This window comes from Parahaliea maris (assembly GCF_008064665.1).
GTDB lineage: Bacteria > Pseudomonadota > Gammaproteobacteria > Pseudomonadales > Halieaceae > Parahaliea > Parahaliea maris.
Genome location: NZ_VRZA01000002.1, coordinates 497213 through 512357, shown reverse-complemented (window position 1 = coordinate 512357; position 15145 = coordinate 497213). Strand labels below are relative to the sequence as shown.

Below are 15145 nucleotides of genomic sequence, written 5' to 3'. Positions count from 1 at the left end.
GACCAGTAATCTTTCCAAACGAGGTTAGCTGACGACAATAAATGAAGTCCAGTAGTCCGCCAGTAGGCTAAAGCGGCCACGGTCGCTCGCTCCGCAAAAACCGGCGTTGCCGATGAACCCATTCCGTAGCAAAGGCGTATATGGACTACAGTTCCTGCAGCCTTCAATTCCTATATTTTGTGGCTGCCATCGCACATTGGCTGCGATTTCGTACTCTTGCAGCCGCAAAAAAAGACCTTCTCTGATTTGAGTGCCTCATATCTCAGAGGTATAAAACCAGTGTCTTTATGAGAGCCATCACAAAAAGGCTGCGATTGACTTCGACCACAGGCGCACCAGAAATACGATTTTCCCGCTTCTACTTCCACTGCGTAAGGCGTATCCGAGGCTAGTACCGGCTGAGTCATTTGCGATCCTCCCTCTTGAAAACGTATCCGATAATCCAAACGTAAGATGCATTATAGCGACTCCACAAGCGCAGTCAGAATATAGGCGAAAGCGGCCTCAAATACCCATATTTCAGAAATCCCGATCACTGTCAGTGATATGCACAATCGATATAAAAGCCCACCCGGAACACTTTGAAATACGCCGCAGGTTGAACCACAATAAATACTGTATATGCAACCAGCATTTCGATGGCGTCACCATGAACCTTCCAGTCCGAATCACAGAGCCTTTTCACGCAGATGACACCGATGATCTCGCTCGGCAAATCACCCTCCTCGCCGGTCAGATCAACGCCGCTACCCATCGCTTGCTGAAACTCATCGCCGAATTCGACAACTGCAAGGGCTGGAGCGGCGGCGGCACGGTGCGCACCTGTGCCCACTGGCTCAACTGGCAATGCGGCATTGCATTGGGGGCTGCCCGGGAAAAGATACGGGTGGCGCACAGGCTGGAGGAACTGCCATTGATCGACTCCGCCTTCGCCAAAGGCGAAATCAGTTATTCCAAAGTCCGGGCCATGACCCGCGTAGCTACTGCGGACAATGAGGACTACCTGCTGATGATCGCCCGCCACGGCACCGCCAGCCATATGGAAAAACTGGTGGGCAAGTTCGATAAGGTTAAAAAGCAACTGTCGGATAGGCGCCGGGAGAACGAACAGGAGAACAACCGCAAGCTGCTGTACTACCAGGACGACGATGGCATGTGGGTCATTCACGCCAAACTGCCGCCTGAAGCGGGCGAGAAGGTTATCAAGGCGCTGGAAGCTGTGGCGGCGCCGATTCAGGCTGAGCATCAACAGGCGCTTCAGGAAAGCTGCGCAGCCGATTCCGCTGGAGACGTCTCCGCGGAGACGTTTTCCGCAACCGTCGAGCGCGAACAACGGGAATCAGGCAACCGGTTTCGAGAGTTACTGGAACACACCCGCGCCGATGCCCTGGTCAAGATTACCGAACACTTTCTCGCCACCAGCGCAGGTGGCACTTCTCCTCAGGCCCTGAAAGGTGCCGAACGCTGCCAGATCATACTGCACATAGATATCGACACTCTGCAAAAGAGCGGCTCGACGCATACACACGGCCCCCACTGCTGTGAATTCGAACATAAACAATGGCTCAGCCCGGATACCACCCGCCGGTTGTCCTGTGACGCCAGCCTGGTGACCGTGCTGGAAAACAACAATGGAGAAGTGCTGAATATTGGCCGCCGCGCCCGCACCGTGCCGCCTGCCATTCGCCGGGCCCTGGCACTGCGAGACAAAACCTGCCGCGTGCCAGGCTGCTGCGAATCGCGTTACGTGGATGCCCACCATATCCAGCACTGGGCCGATGGCGGCGAAACCAGCCTGAACAACCTGGTGACCCTGTGCCGCTACCATCACCGTCTGCTGCACCAGGGCGGCTTCCGTATCGAGGCGGTACCGAGTGAAGGTCACGCCTCACCGGCTCTGCGCTTTACCACACCAGCCGGCTCTGCCATCAAGAGCAGCTTATTCCCGCAGTATCCGGACGTCTCCGCGGAGACGTCAGCGCTGGCCCTCAGGAAACTGGGGCCCAATGTTGAGGCCAACACGATTCGGCCTTACTGGACCGGCGAGACCATGGATTATGGCATGGCAGTCGACGGGTTACTCCGACTCACCCTCCAAGGCTGAACGCCCCCGCCAGGCTCAACTCCCGCAGCATCGCCTGTTTCTTGAATTGATGGCCCTGCATCCGTCGCAGTATGTTGTCCAGCGTTCGCACGGTCTCATGGATGTGCGGGCCCTTGTTGAGCATCACGCACTCAGCGCGGTGGCCCATGGCGGCGTCGGTGATCTCCGCCCGGGTGGGGGCGCCAGTCTTGGCCTGGGTCTCCAGCACCTGGGTCGCCCAGATAACGGGAACATGCGCCGCCTCGCACAGCCAGAGGATTTCTTCCTGCACTTCCGCCAGGCGCTCGAACCCGGCCTCTACCGCCAGATCGCCCCGAGCGATCATCACGCCGCAAACCGGAGCGGCCATCGCCGCCAACAGCATGGCTGGGAGGTTATGGAAACCCGCGACGGTCTCGATTTTCAGCACGATGGCGGGAACGTCTTCGCCAAACGCTAGCAGGCGTGATTTAAGCGCCTCTACGTCGTCCACTGTATTTGCGAATGACAACGCCACCATCTGTGCGCGGCGGGCGACAAAATCGAGATCAAGCACGTCTTTCCCGGTCATCGCCGCCAGGTCGAGCCGGCTACCGGGGAAATTGATGCCTTTGTCGGCGCGCAGTTTGCTGCCGTCGGGCCCGGTGTGGTGTATCCGTACGTAGAGCTGCCCGTCACAGATGCTCTCGATTTCGCCGCCAATCTTGCCATCGTCAAACCAGACCTCTTCCCCCGTATTCACGCAGGCGAGCACCTCGGGCAGGGTGCAGCTGATACTGGCCGGGGTAAGCAGCGCGCCACCACTGTCACGAATGGCAGCCCGGCCCGGCTCCTGGCCCGGCTTGAGGATGAGAAGGTCACCCGGGGCGAGCGTTATCGCTGCCTCGATGCAGGGCACGCCGTACACCGGCGTCTGGCAATCCTTGCCGTTCGCACGGTGGTGGTGCAGCACTACATCTGGCGAGAAGTACGCCGTCTTCAATCCCTCCAACCACACGCCGGATGGGGCCGCATCCAGCACCCTCATCCGCCGATGCGCTCCGCGGGTATCGGTGAGGCAGACCTCATCCCCCGGTGCCAGTGCGGCCAGCCAACCGGCATCCACCTGCAGGCACAGGTCGGCGGGCGTTGGCGAGGCGGCGGGATTGTCCCTTGGACTCAACCACAGGCGCGCGGCCCTGGTGACCTCGCCGAAGGCGTTGCGCGTCGGACGACAGCGTGCCACCGCCAATCCCCCCTCGATCTGCCCGGTGCGCAGCTTGGGCCCCGCCAGGTCCATACTGACCCGGCACGAACGCCCCAGCTCTTCCTCTGCCCGGCGCAGGTTGTCGATCATCAAGCCCCACTCTATCGCGCTGTCGTGAGCACAGTTGATCCGCATACAGTCCATACCGGCCTGCACGAGGTCCCGCACCAGCGGGTAGTTGGTCGCCGCCTCGCTGGGCATGGTCACCATGATTCGCGGGTTGCGCCCAACGGGGGGCGGACCCAGCAGCGCCCGGGTATGCTCCTCGAGCAGCTCACCCCCGCGGCGAAACTGTAACGCGCCGACGAGTTCATCACCCTCTTCCCAGGTTGTTCCGGTCAGTTTGCACAGGGTGCCCAGCACAGCATCGATAGACGCGAGTACGTGGGACTCGGAACGCCCGAGGGAAGACAGACCCAGCACGGCAAGCCGGGCCTGCAGTGGCCTCAGGTCCCTGTGCCGCAGGGCGAGATAGTGCAGGAGGTTGACCGCGCTTTCGCGCTGCGAAGGATGGACGCTGCCCGGCACTCGCCCTGCCGCTGCCAGCATTTCCCGCCTGATCGTCGCCAGCTCGCTGATCAGTGCTTGCAAACTCTTCCCGTCTGGAACATCGGGTTCGTTGACCTGAGGCATGGTCCGTCCTCATTGCGGTATTCGGACAAATCCTACCAGCGCACGAGAGTGGCGTTGATGAATGTTTTGTGCCGGCTACTCCGCTGCCCGGTCAAGGATTTCCCGCACGGGCTTCAGGCAGTCCCGGCTGCGGGCGCTCAGGGTCCCAGCGAGCAGTTCTACGACCGCCATCACTTCAGGATCCTCCAGCGCCTGGGCGCTGGCCGCCAGCTCCTTCAGGAGCGATTGGTGAACTACAGCATCGTGCCAGTCGCCGAGTGCATCCTGGAGCTGCTTGCACTGGTGAATAGTGGCCTGCACTTCGGCTTTAGGGCCCTTGCCCGACAGCGCCCGGGATTCAAGCGTATAGCGGAGATCCTTGATGGCGATACGTAACGCGTGCCAGTCGTCGTCATCACCCCGGGCCAGTGCCTGCCGGCGGGCCTGTTTCTCGCGTTTGAGGGCTTTTGCGGACTCCCCGGTATGGCTCCGAAGGACGACAGCCCCGGGTTCTCCGCTGTCACGATATTTTTTCAACTGCTTCAGCGCGGAAGACCAGCGGCGAGTCTGGAGCATTCTGAGTGCCTTCCGGTGGGGTTCAGCCTGCTGCGCAGCAATCACCGGGCGAAGCACCGTCAACTGCCCGGGCGTCAGAACCCGGGCGGCGTAGCCAGCCAGTGTGTCCCAGTCGCGAGCGCGATTCGTACGCTTCACCAGTTTTCCCAGCTCGCGTCGCAATTTCCGCGACGCTTTGTCGGGTCGCTGCTTTAACAGGCCCCGTAGCCGACGTATGTTCACCCGCAGTTGGTGCAGGTTTTCATCATCGTAGGATTTCAGTAGCGCCCGGCGCCTGTGCTTCAGCTCCGCCACGTAGTCCGTGATGTTGGAGTGCATCGTTCACAGTTCCCGTAACACCGCCACTGGCGGGCTCGATACTACCCCCCGACAACTGTAAACGCCGAGGGCACAGATCAACACAGTACCCAACCCGATACCAATTGGCCACAGCCAGGGCGAAGGCGCATAGCGCATGTCCAGCACCCAGGCCTGCAGGACGTACACTGAAAACTCCGCGGCCACCGTGGCCAGTATTCCGGCGAACAGGCCCATGGAGGCAAACTCGATGGCCAAGCCCCCGAGGATGAGGCTGCGGCGCGCTCCGAGGGCGCGCAGTACCGAGCTCTCGTGCATACGCGTATCCACGCTGGCCCGCACACCGGCCACCAGCACCAGCGAACCCGCGGCGAGGATGACCGCCAGCACCAGCTCCACCGCTGCTGACACCTGGTCGATAATTCCGCGCACCTGTTCCACCACCACGTCCATCTCCACCACGGTCACGGTGGGGAAGCGGCGGATAAACTGGTTCAGGAAGGGCTTCTCCGCCGCGTCCAGGTGGAAGCTGGTCATGAAGGTGGCGGGAAAGTCCTTGAGCACTTGCGGCGGAAACACCATGAAGAAGTTGGGCCTGAAGGACTGCCAGTCAAGTTTGCGCACGCTGGTGACGGTGACCTCGAGTGGTGCTGCGCCAATCAGTAAACCGATACGATCACCCACCGTGACACCAAGACGTTGGGCAAACTCCTCTTCCAGCGATACCACATCGGCTTCCGTGCCCGGCAGCCACCACTGCCCCGCGACCAGTTGATTGCCCACGGGTATCCCGTCGGACCAGGTGAAATTGGCCCCGCGCTGGTGGCGCTCGGTATCCGTTTCCTCGTGCGACGGCAGCTCCTCGCCATTCACCGACATCACCCGCCCGCGAATCATAGGGTACAGCGCCTCGCTGGGGACGGCGTTGGCTCGCAGCATCTGTTCGACGTCCTGCACTTCTTCCGGCGCAATATTGAGCATGAAGTGATTGGGAGCGTCGGACGGCAACTGGGCCTGCCACTCGCGGATCAGGCTGGTGCGCACCAGTACCAGTACCAGCAGCAACATGATGGCCATCGCGAAAATGACCACCTGCAGGGCGTTGGCGGTGCCCCGGCGCTGCAGGCCGGCCAGGGCCAGGCGCCAGATACTGCCGGCGCTCATGCCCACCAGGCGCCCGCCACGCAACAGGGTCAAGGCGAGGCCGAGTCCCAGCACTGCAGTAATAAACAGGCCCAGCAGCAACGCCAGGGTCAGTTTCCAGTCTCCGCTGTACCACCACATCAGTCCGGCCACGGCGACGAAGCCCGCCAGATAGTCACCCAGCGTGCGGCGGTTTTCGCTCGGCATGTCGCGGCGCAGTACCCGCAGGGGGCTGGCCTGGCCAAGGCGTCTGAGCGGTGGCCAGGCAAAACACAGCAAGCAGGCGAAGGCCGTCGCAAAGCCGATGGCGTAGGGGCGGATACCCGCCGGCCCGGGCATCACCGGCAACTGGTCGGCAAACAGGGCGAAAAACAGCGCCTGCAGCGCCCAGCCTGCAGCACAGCCAAGCAAGGTAGCCAGCGCACCGAGCAGCATCAGGCTGCTGCCATACAGGCGGTTAATTGCACCGGACGCGGCGCCGAGGCTCTTCATAATGGCGACGTAATCGGTGTGGCGCTCACTGAAACGTCGGGCCGCGAGGGCGATGGCAACCCCGGCCAATACCACTGCCAGGCTGCCTGCCAATAGCAGAAACTGCTCCGCACGCTCCAGGGCGCGGCCGATACCGGGTTGCCCCTGGTTGACGTCAAGCAGGCGCTGGCCACTGGCAAGTTGAGGTTCTACCCAGGCTCGAAACCCGGCCAGGGTATCTGGCGCACCAGCGTAGAGCTGGCGATACTCCACCCGGCTGCCGGGCTGTACCACACCGGTCGCCGGGATATCGGCGTAGTTCATCAGGACCCGCGGCCCCAGGCTGTAAAAGCCCGCCGACTGGTCCGGCTCGGTGCGGGCGGCGGCTACTACTTCGAAGTCCGCTTCGCCGATGGTCACGCGCTCGCCAACGGCCACATCCAGCAGGGCAAACAGGCGCGAGTCCAGCCACACGGTTCCCGGGCCGGGACCAGTAGTGGCCGGCAGCACGGGGCCAAAGGGCTCATCGCTGTAGGTCAGTTCCCCGCGCAGCGGATAGGCTTCACTTACCGCCTTGATCGAGGCGAGGATCATGTCCTCATCGCCGGCAAAGACCATCGACGGAAAGCTCAGGGTGCTGGCAAAGGCCAACCCGCTTTCCTCGGCCTGCGCGCGCCACCGGGCGGGCAGTTCCCGCCCACCGCGCAACACCAGGTCTGCCGCCAGGAATCGGTGGCTCTCCTGCTCCAGCGCCACTTGCAGGCGCGTGGTAAAGGCACTGATTCCAGTGACCACGGCTACCGCCAGCACCAGTGCCGCGATCAGGATTCCCAGTTCGCCCCCGCGCCAGTCCCGCGCCAGCATACGCCTTGCTGTCATCGCCATGGTTCAGGCTACCAGTTCACCGCCATCCAGCTGCAGGCAGCGCTGGCAGCGGTCGGCGAGTTTGAGGTCGTGGGTGACCAGTACCAGGGTGGTGCCGTGCTCCTGGTTGAGCTGGAACAGCAACTCGATGATGTGATCGCCGGTGCGACTGTCGAGATTGCCGGTGGGCTCATCGGCGAACAGGATCTCCGGACGCGAGGCAAAGGCCCGGGCAATGGCCACCCGCTGCTGCTCGCCTCCGGACAGCTGCCTCGGGTAGTGATCCATGCGCTGGCCCAGTTCCACCCGCGCCAGGAAGTGCTCGGCCTGCTGCCGGGCGTCCTGCTGACCCTTCAGTTCCAGCGGCAACATGACATTTTCCAGCGCGGTCAGCGCCGGCAGTAACTGGAAAGACTGGAATACAAAGCCGACATTCTCCGCACGGAAGGCTGCCCGCCCGTCCTCGTCGAGCGCCGCCAGGTCGGTTTCGCCAATCACCACACTGCCGGAGGAGGCCTCGTCCAGCCCGGCCAGCAGCCCCAGCAGGGTCGACTTGCCGGAGCCCGAGGCGCCGACAATGGCCACCGTCTCGCCCGACTTGATTTCGAGGTTAATCCCTTTCAGTATCTCCAGCTCTCGCCCCGCCATGGGGACCCGTTTCTGAAGATCTTCGGCTCTGATCATGCGTAACCCTTTCTCTCGTTTACAGCGCAGCCTTCTCCGGCAAAAGCTACGCAGCGCCTTGCTGTTCGGATTGCTGTGCCTGATTTCACTACCTGGTAAAGCAGGAACCCTGCTGGTGCTCGGGGATAGTATCAGCGCCGCCTACGGCCTGTCTCTGGAACAGGGCTGGGTGAGCCTGCTGGACGACGAGCTGCAGTCGTCCGGCAAACCGGTGGACGTGGTCAACGCCAGCATCAGCGGTGAAACCACCGCCGGTGGCCTCCGGCGCCTGCCCGCGCTGCTGGAGGAACACCAGCCCTCCGCCGTGATCATTGAACTCGGCGGTAACGACGGCCTCCGCGGTTATCCCATCGCCAAACTGCGCAGCAACCTGCGGCAAATGGTTGCCCTGGCCCAGGACGCGGGCGCCCGGGTCATGCTGCTGCCAATGGAGATTCCACCCAACTATGGCAGCCGATACACCGGAATGTTCCGCGAGTCCTACCCGGCAGTGACAAAAGAAACCGATAGCGTCCTCGGCCCCTTCCTGCTGGAGGCGGTGGCGACCGACCCCGCGCTGATGCAGGGAGACGGCATCCACCCGACCGCCGAGGCCCAGCCGCTGCTGTTGGACAACGTCCGCGCGGCCATTATGGAGTTACTGTGAAAAATTTCTCCCACCCGGACTGGCAAGAACTGGTCGCGGCCGACAGCGCCACCCTGTGGCACCCCTACGCTTCCGCCACCCAGGCACCGGATGTGTTCCCGGTAGTCTCGGCAAAGGGCGTACGCCTCACCCTGGCTGACGGCCGCGAACTGGTCGACGGTATGGCCTCCTGGTGGTGCGCCATTCACGGCTACAACCACCCGGTGATGAATCGTGCCCTGGGCGAGCAACTCGAGCAGATGTCCCACGTGATGTTTGGTGGCCTCACCCATCCACCCGCGGTCAAGCTGGCCAGGATTCTCACCGACATCACCCCGGCCAGTCTCAATCGGGTATTCTTCAGCGATTCCGGCTCCGTCGCGGTGGAGGTGGCGCTGAAGATGGCCCTGCAGTACTGGTACTCCGTGGGCCGTCCCGACAAGCAAAAGCTGGTGGCCCTGCGCAATGGCTATCACGGCGACACCTTCGGCGCCATGGCGGTCTGTGATCCCGTCACCGGCATGCACCACCTGTTCGGTGACGTCCTTCCCCGACATCACTTCGCCCCTGCGCCCCCCTGCCCCTTCGACGAGCCTTGCAGTGACAGCGACATCAAAGCCATGGCAGACCTGCTGGCGGACCGGCACCACGAGATCGCGGCGGTCATCGTAGAGCCTGTAGTCCAAGGCGCCGGCGGCATGCGGTTTTACTCGCCGGAATACCTGGTCAAGTTGCGGGCGCTGTGTGATGCCTTCGACGTGCTGTTGATTTTCGACGAGATCGCCACCGGATTTGGCCGCACCGGCAAGCTGTTTGCACTGGAACACGCCGGCATCGTCCCCGACATCCTGTGCCTCGGCAAGGCGCTCACCGGGGGCTATATGACCCTGGCGGCAACCCTGTGCAATTCCCGCATTGCCGAGGGCATCAGCGAAGGCGAGGCCGGGGCCTTTATGCATGGCCCGACATTCATGGGCAATCCCCTGGCCTGCAGCGCAGCCATCGCCAGCACCGAACTGCTGCTGTCACAGCCCTGGCAGCGCAGCGTACAGAGAATCAACGCTGCGCTCGAGACCGGGCTGGCGCCCGCGCGGGACCTGCCCGCTGTTGCGGAGGTGCGGACCCTGGGCGCCATCGGCGTGATCGAACTGAAACAACCCGTGGATATGAAGGTGGTACAGCCCCTGTTTGTCGAGCGCGGGGTGTGGGTAAGGCCCTTTGGCAAGCTGGTCTATGTCATGCCGCCTTTCATCATGAACGACGAGGACCTGGCGGCGCTGACGGCGGCCATGGTGGACGTGGTAGCGAGCCTGGGAGGCTAGAAAATCATGGGTATGATCAGCGAGTTCAGGCAGTTTGCCGTCAAGGGCAACGTCGTCGATATGGCCGTCGGGATTATCATCGGCGGCGCCTTTGGCACCATTGTCAAAAGCCTGGTGAACGACATCATCATGCCGCCGATCGGCCTGCTGCTGCGGGGCGTGGACTTCTCCAACCTGTTTTGGGTCATCGATGGCTCGGGAGAATTCCAGACCGTCGAACAGGCCGCCGCAGAGGGTGCGGTTACGATCAACTACGGCCTGTTCATCAATAACGTGGTCAGCTTCCTGATCGTGGCCTTCGCCGTGTTCCTGCTGGTCAAGAGCATCAACCGCCTCAGGCGGGAAGAGGAAGTGGCGCCGGCGAAGCCAAAGGAGCCGAGCGAGGATATCCTGCTGTTGCGCGAAATACGGGACAGCCTTCAAAGCGGAAACAAGCGCTAGCTGTTACACAAGTCCGCCAGCGAGCCCCTTGTTATTGCCAGTAAATCCGCTGGTGCTAACGCTATTTCCAGACCGCGCCGCCCGGCACTGACATAGATCGAGTCCAGCTCGTCTGCACTGGCATCGAGATAGGTCGCCAGCGCGCGCTTCTGGCCCAGCGGGCTGACGCCGCCGAGCACGTAGCCGCTGCTGCGCTCAACGCGCTTGCTGTCGGCCATGGCGGCCTTCTTGGCGCCGGCCGCGCGGGCGATTTTTTTCAGGTTGAGAGTCTCATTCACCGGCAGGATTGCGACGACAAGGGCTCCGCCGGCATCCACCACCAGGGTCTTGAACACCTGTTCCGCCGGCACGCCCAGCTTTTCCGCCGCTTCGAGGCCATAGGACGCCGCAGCCGGGTCGTGGTCGTACTCGTGGATGTCAAAGGCAATGCCCGCCTTGCGGGCGGCGTCGATGCCTGGCGTCATGCGGTGTTTCCCTGCTGAGTTTTCCCGGGGTGTCAGTGTGCCTTGACCCGTTCCTTGCCGCAGCGACTGCAGCGGTAGCGGGTCACCAGCTTGCCCTGCTTGACGTCAAATTGCTTTGCCTTGTCCACCACCCATTTGTGATGACCGTGCTTACACAGGGTCTTGCCCTTGTGCTTTTCCTGCAGGGAGGGCTTCTTGAAAGGGAGAATATCGGCCACGGCAGTACTCTTGCTGGTTCCCGGCTGGGAACTAAAGCAACGTGCGCTCCAGCGCCTTCTGCCAGCTGGCCAGACGCTCCCGCCGACGGGCGGGTTTGATCTGCACCCGGAACTCCTGCTCCGCTTCCCAGATTTTCCGGATTTCCCCGACGCCGCTCCACATGCCAACGCCAAGGCCCGCGAGATAGCAGGCACCCGCGACGGTCGTTTCGATCACCTTGGGACGAATCAGTTTACGGCCGAGGATATCGGCCTGGATCTGCATCAGCAGATTATTGGCAGCCGCGCCACCATCCACGCGCAGGGGTTTCATGCGCTTGCCCAGGTCGCGCTCCATCGCCAGCAGGATATCGGCATTCTGCAGGGCCATGGCGTCGAGGGTGGCGCGGGCGATATGGGCGCGGCCGGTGCCGCGGGTCAGCCCGGTCAGGCTACCACGCGCCTCCGGTGCCCAGTGGGGCGCACCGAGGCCGGTCAGCGCCGGCACAAACTCCACGCCGGCGTGATCTTCCACCTGGCGGGCCAGGGCTTCGATCTCGGGGGCGCTCTTGATGATCTGCAATTCGTCGCGCAACCACTGCACGGCGGCACCACAGATAAAGGCACCGCCCTCCAGGGCGTACACCGGCTTGCCGCCCTCTCCCAGCTGCCAGGCCAGGGTGCTCAGCAGGCGAGAGCGGGACTGCAGCACCTTGTCGCCGGTATTCATCACGATGAAGGAACCGGTGCCGTAGGTGCATTTGACATCACCCGGGGTAAAACAGGCCTGCCCGAACAGGGCGGCCTGCTGGTCACCGGCCACGCCAGCGATGGGAATGCCATCCGGCAGCCCTTTCACCCCTTTGGTGTGAGCGAGCACCGCACTGGAGGGAACCACCCGGGGCAGGATACTGCCCGGCACTTCGAACAGGTCCAGCAGTTCGCTGTCCCAGTCACAGCGCTTGAGGTCCATCAGCGAGGTGCGCGAGGCGTTGGAGACGTCAGTGACATGGGCGTCACCCGCACTCAGCTGCCAGATCAGGTAGCTGTCGATGGTGCCCCCGGCCACCTTGCCGGCGCGCAGCTTGCGACCGATGCCTCGGGTATTCTGCAGTAGCCAGCGGAACTTGCTGGCGGAAAAGTACGGATCGAGTACCAGGCCCGCCTTGCGGCGAACCATTTTTTCATGCCCGGCGGATTTCAAAGACTCGGTGAAATCACTGGTGCGACGGCACTGCCACACAATGGCGTTGTTCAGCGCTTCTCCGGTGTCGCGGTCCCACAGGACGGTAGTCTCGCGCTGGTTGGTAATGCCAATTGCGGCAATTTGCGCCGGCGTGCACACCCGTTTGCGCAGCACTGCGCGGATGCCCTTCTCCACCGAATGCCAGATGTCCGCGGGACGATGTTCCACCCAGCCCGGCTGGGGAAAGTGCTGGGGGAACTCGTAGTTGACGCTGGCACAGATTCGCCCCCGCCCATCCATCAGGGCGACGGTGGACCCGGTGGTGCCCTGATCGATGGCGAGAACGAAGTCTTTCATCAGGCGGCGTATCCCTCGACAGCCTTGATTTCAAGGAAGTCGGTGAAGCCATGAGCGCCCCATTCGCGGCCGTTGCCAGACTGCTTGAAGCCGCCAAAGGGTACATCGAAGCCACCCGTAGCGCCGTTAATGTGGACATTGCCCGCGCGAATCCGGGAGGCCACCTTGCGGGCGTGCTCGATATCACCACTTTGCACATATCCGGCCAGGCCGTAGGGCGTATCGTTGGCGATACGCAGTGCTTCTTCCTCGGTGTCGTAGGGGATCATGGCCAGCACCGGACCGAAAATTTCCTCCCGGGCAATGGTCATCTCGTTGGTCACGTTGGAGAACACCGTGGGGCGAATAAAGTAGCCCTTGTCGATACCCTCCGGACGGCCGGGGCCACCGACGACCAGCTTGGCGCCTTCTTCGATGCCTTTCTCGATCAGGCCCTGAATCTTGTTGAATTGCAGTTCGGATACGACCGGACCCATGGTGGTCGCCTCGTCCTGGGGGTCGCCCACTACCACACCGGCAGTGACACCCTTGGCGATCTCTTCCGCCTGCTCCAGCTTGGCCCGGGGGATCAACATGCGGGAAGGTGCGTTACAGGATTGCCCGGTGTTCTGGTACATGTGCAGCACACCGCGGGTAACGGCGGCTTCGAGGTCGGCGTCGTCCAGAATGATATTGGGGGACTTGCCACCCAGTTCCTGGGCCACGCGCTTGACGGTCGGCGCCGCGTTCTGCGCGACCAGGGTGCCGGCACGGGTAGAACCGGTGAAGGACATCATGTCCACGTCGGGGTGGCTGCTGAGGGCAGTGCCCACACCGGGGCCGTCGCCGTTCACCAGGTTGAAGACACCGGCGGGCACACCCGCATCGTGCATGATTTCAGTCCAGATATAGGCCGACAGGGGCGCGACTTCGCTGGGCTTGAGAATCATGGTGCACCCCACCGCCAGGGCCGGGGCCACTTTGCAGCCAATCTGGTTGACGGGCCAGTTCCACGGGGTGATCAGGCCACAGACGCCGATCGGTTCCTTGAACACGCGGTGCGCGCCCAGGTCTTCCTCGAACTCGAAGTCCTTGAGGACTTTCAGCGCCTCGGTGAGGTGGCCAATGCCGAGGGCAGCCTGGGCCTGCACGGCGAGGGTTTTCGGTGCGCCCATCTCTTCACTGATGGCGGCAGCCATGTCGTCGTAGCGCTTCTGGTAGGAGGCGATGCAGGCCTCCAGCACCGCGATACGCTCTTCCCGGGAGCTGTAACCGTAGGTTTCAAACGCCTTGCGCGCTGCGGCGACTGCCTTGTCCACGTCCGCCGCAGAGCCGATGCTGATAATCCCACAGGCGTCTTCGGTCGCCGGGTTGATCACTTCAAGGGTGCGCGGAGTCTCGGGATCGACCCACTGGCCGTCGATGTAGAACTTGGTAAATTCGTGCATGGTTATTCTCCGATTGCGGGTTCGTGATGCAGGTTCTTACTGCAGTTCGTAGAGTGTGCAGAGGGCACCTAGTGTAGCACTCCGCCCGAGACTGGCTACCTCCCCGAGGGGGTTATCGCCCCCGGGCGCGGCGGTAGGCCAGTGGCGACATGCCGGTCCACTGTTTGAAGGCCCGGGAAAAGGCCGGCTCGGTCATCGCCAGTGACTGCGCCACCTCACCGATAGGGCCGTTTCCTTCCAGTAACAGCGACTCCGCCCGCTCCCGACGGAACTGCTCGCGCAGGCGCCGGAAACTGTGCCCTTCGCGCTTGAGCTGGCGGTGCAGGGTGCGGCTGCTCACGTGCCACTGGTCCGCCAGCTGTTCCAGGCTCAGGGAGGCAGAGGCATCCGCCAGCGCGCGCAATACCCGCGCACTGACGCTGTCGGCGAAGATCTGTTTGACGAACCACTCGTCCGGCAGGCGCTGCAGAAAGCGCCTCAGGTCACGGCGCGAACGGATCACCGGCGCTTTCAACCAGGCCCCGTCCACCTGGATACTGCTAACCTCCTGCGAAAAGTACACCGGACCGGGGAACATCAGCCGGTACTCAGGGCGATGGGCAGGCGGTTCGAAAGCGAAGCCCGTGCGCCGCAGCGGCATGCGCTCACCCACCAGCCAGTTGCAGAAGCGGTGCCACATGAGCAACAGGAACTCTTCCAGCAGGTGGTCGGGGTCGCGTTCGGGCTCGGTCAGGCGCAGCGCCAGCTCGCAGACGCCACCTTCGCTCAGCTCCCAGCGCAGGGCGGGTGAGGTCAGATTGTAAAACCGCACGGAGTAGCGCAGGGCCTCCCCCAGCGTACTGCTGTCGACCATCTGCCGCGCCATCAGGGCAAAGGTACCGAAGCGGTGCCGCCCTGCACCAAAGCCCATCAATTCGTCGTCGAGTTCGCGCCACACCAGGCGCATCAACGCCCCGAGCTGGGCCGGACTGATGCGCACCCGCCCCTCCTCCAGCAGTACCCGGTTCAGGCGAACCGCGCCAAGCAGGTCGGCCTCCGGCACCCCCAGGGGCACCGCCCGCTGTACCAGGACACGGGCGAAATGGGTGGCGATGCCCGGGCGGTGGAGGTCAGCCAATACTGTCATTTAATGGTAAATCCGGGTTCATAG

The 15145-nt window shown here is 62.8% G+C and carries 14 protein-coding genes; 4 read left to right on the top strand and 10 right to left on the bottom strand.

From position 1 onward, the window contains the following. Positions 1–170 precede the first annotated feature (170 nt). Positions 171–407: a CDGSH iron-sulfur domain-containing protein gene (locus FV139_RS06685; RefSeq protein WP_148067474.1), complete on the bottom strand. Its 237-nt coding sequence runs from the start codon at positions 405–407 to the stop codon at positions 171–173. 242 nt (positions 408–649) lie between these two features. On the opposite strand from FV139_RS06685, the gene FV139_RS06680 reads away from it, so the two are divergent. Further along, on the top strand, positions 650–2104 hold the full coding sequence (locus tag FV139_RS06680; protein ID WP_148067473.1) for an HNH endonuclease signature motif containing protein: 1455 nt from the start codon (positions 650–652) through the stop codon (positions 2102–2104). Here the strand turns inward: FV139_RS06680 and FV139_RS06675 are convergent. The 4 genes from FV139_RS06675 to FV139_RS06660 form a co-directional block, all read right to left on the bottom strand. After that, complete coding sequence (locus FV139_RS06675) at positions 2088–3962, bottom strand: pyruvate kinase (RefSeq protein WP_148067472.1); 1875 nt, start codon at positions 3960–3962, stop codon at positions 2088–2090. The genes FV139_RS06680 and FV139_RS06675 overlap by 17 nt on opposite strands. 75 nt (positions 3963–4037) lie before the next feature. Beyond that, complete coding sequence (locus FV139_RS06670; protein WP_148067471.1) at positions 4038–4835, bottom strand: CHAD domain-containing protein; 798 nt, start codon at positions 4833–4835, stop codon at positions 4038–4040. A gap of 3 nt (positions 4836–4838) precedes the next feature. Next, positions 4839–7307 (bottom strand): ABC transporter permease, encoded by a 2469-nt coding sequence (locus FV139_RS06665; protein WP_235898570.1) that lies wholly within the window; start codon positions 7305–7307, stop codon positions 4839–4841. A 9-nt stretch (positions 7308–7316) separates the two neighbouring features. Beyond that, positions 7317–7976: an ABC transporter ATP-binding protein gene (locus FV139_RS06660; protein WP_148067470.1), complete on the bottom strand. Its 660-nt coding sequence runs from the start codon at positions 7974–7976 to the stop codon at positions 7317–7319. A 115-nt stretch (positions 7977–8091) separates the two neighbouring features. On the opposite strand from FV139_RS06660, the gene FV139_RS06655 reads away from it, so the two are divergent. The 3 genes from FV139_RS06655 to mscL are packed head-to-tail and all read left to right on the top strand — an operon-like array spanning position 8092 to position 10364. After that, entirely contained in the window at positions 8092–8622 is a 531-nt protein-coding gene (locus tag FV139_RS06655; RefSeq protein WP_235898569.1) for an arylesterase, read from the top strand. Further along, a complete protein-coding gene (gene bioA / locus FV139_RS06650) occupies positions 8619–9923 on the top strand; it encodes an adenosylmethionine--8-amino-7-oxononanoate transaminase (RefSeq protein WP_148067468.1) in 1305 nt (434 codons plus the stop codon). The genes FV139_RS06655 and bioA overlap by 4 nt, the downstream gene beginning before the upstream one ends. Before the next feature lie 6 nt (positions 9924–9929). After that, positions 9930–10364, top strand: a complete 435-nt coding sequence (gene mscL / locus FV139_RS06645) for a large-conductance mechanosensitive channel protein MscL (protein ID WP_148067467.1) — start codon at positions 9930–9932, stop codon at positions 10362–10364. Here mscL and ybaK read toward each other — a convergent pair. From ybaK to FV139_RS06620, 5 genes are all read right to left on the bottom strand, one after another. Continuing rightward, positions 10361–10828 (bottom strand): Cys-tRNA(Pro) deacylase, encoded by a 468-nt coding sequence (ybaK, locus tag FV139_RS06640; RefSeq protein ID WP_148067466.1) that lies wholly within the window; start codon positions 10826–10828, stop codon positions 10361–10363. The two genes, mscL and ybaK, sit on opposite strands and share 4 nt — an antisense overlap. Before the next feature lie 32 nt (positions 10829–10860). Beyond that, positions 10861–11046: a hypothetical protein gene (locus FV139_RS06635; RefSeq protein ID WP_148067465.1), complete on the bottom strand. Its 186-nt coding sequence runs from the start codon at positions 11044–11046 to the stop codon at positions 10861–10863. Positions 11047–11077: 31 nt separating this feature from the next. Next, entirely contained in the window at positions 11078–12568 is a 1491-nt protein-coding gene (glpK, locus tag FV139_RS06630; RefSeq protein ID WP_148067464.1) for a glycerol kinase GlpK, read from the bottom strand. After that, a complete protein-coding gene (locus FV139_RS06625; RefSeq protein ID WP_148067463.1) occupies positions 12568–13995 on the bottom strand; it encodes an aldehyde dehydrogenase family protein in 1428 nt (475 codons plus the stop codon). Before FV139_RS06625 ends, glpK begins: the two co-directional genes overlap by 1 nt. A gap of 112 nt (positions 13996–14107) precedes the next feature. Further along, positions 14108–15121 carry an AraC family transcriptional regulator gene (locus FV139_RS06620; RefSeq protein ID WP_148067462.1) on the bottom strand — a complete coding sequence of 338 codons (1014 nt, stop codon included), beginning with the start codon at positions 15119–15121 and terminating at the stop codon, positions 14108–14110. Positions 15122–15145 lie beyond the last annotated feature (24 nt).

Coding starts and splice junctions, on each gene's coding strand:
- ybaK (WP_148067466.1), bottom strand. CDS start 10,828: ATGACGCCAGGCATCGACGCCGCCCGCAAGGCGGGCATTGCCTTTGAC.
- FV139_RS06685 (WP_148067474.1), bottom strand. CDS start 407: ATGACTCAGCCGGTACTAGCCTCGGATACGCCTTACGCAGTGGAAGTA.
- glpK (WP_148067464.1), bottom strand. CDS start 12,568: ATGAAAGACTTCGTTCTCGCCATCGATCAGGGCACCACCGGGTCCACC.
- FV139_RS06665 (WP_235898570.1), bottom strand. CDS start 7,307: ATGACAGCAAGGCGTATGCTGGCGCGGGACTGGCGCGGGGGCGAACTG.
- FV139_RS06625 (WP_148067463.1), bottom strand. CDS start 13,995: ATGCACGAATTTACCAAGTTCTACATCGACGGCCAGTGGGTCGATCCC.
- FV139_RS06670 (WP_148067471.1), bottom strand. CDS start 4,835: ATGCACTCCAACATCACGGACTACGTGGCGGAGCTGAAGCACAGGCGC.
- FV139_RS06680 (WP_148067473.1), top strand. CDS start 650: ATGAACCTTCCAGTCCGAATCACAGAGCCTTTTCACGCAGATGACACC.
- mscL (WP_148067467.1), top strand. CDS start 9,930: ATGGGTATGATCAGCGAGTTCAGGCAGTTTGCCGTCAAGGGCAACGTC.
- FV139_RS06660 (WP_148067470.1), bottom strand. CDS start 7,976: ATGATCAGAGCCGAAGATCTTCAGAAACGGGTCCCCATGGCGGGGCGA.
- FV139_RS06675 (WP_148067472.1), bottom strand. CDS start 3,962: ATGCCTCAGGTCAACGAACCCGATGTTCCAGACGGGAAGAGTTTGCAA.
- FV139_RS06620 (WP_148067462.1), bottom strand. CDS start 15,121: ATGACAGTATTGGCTGACCTCCACCGCCCGGGCATCGCCACCCATTTC.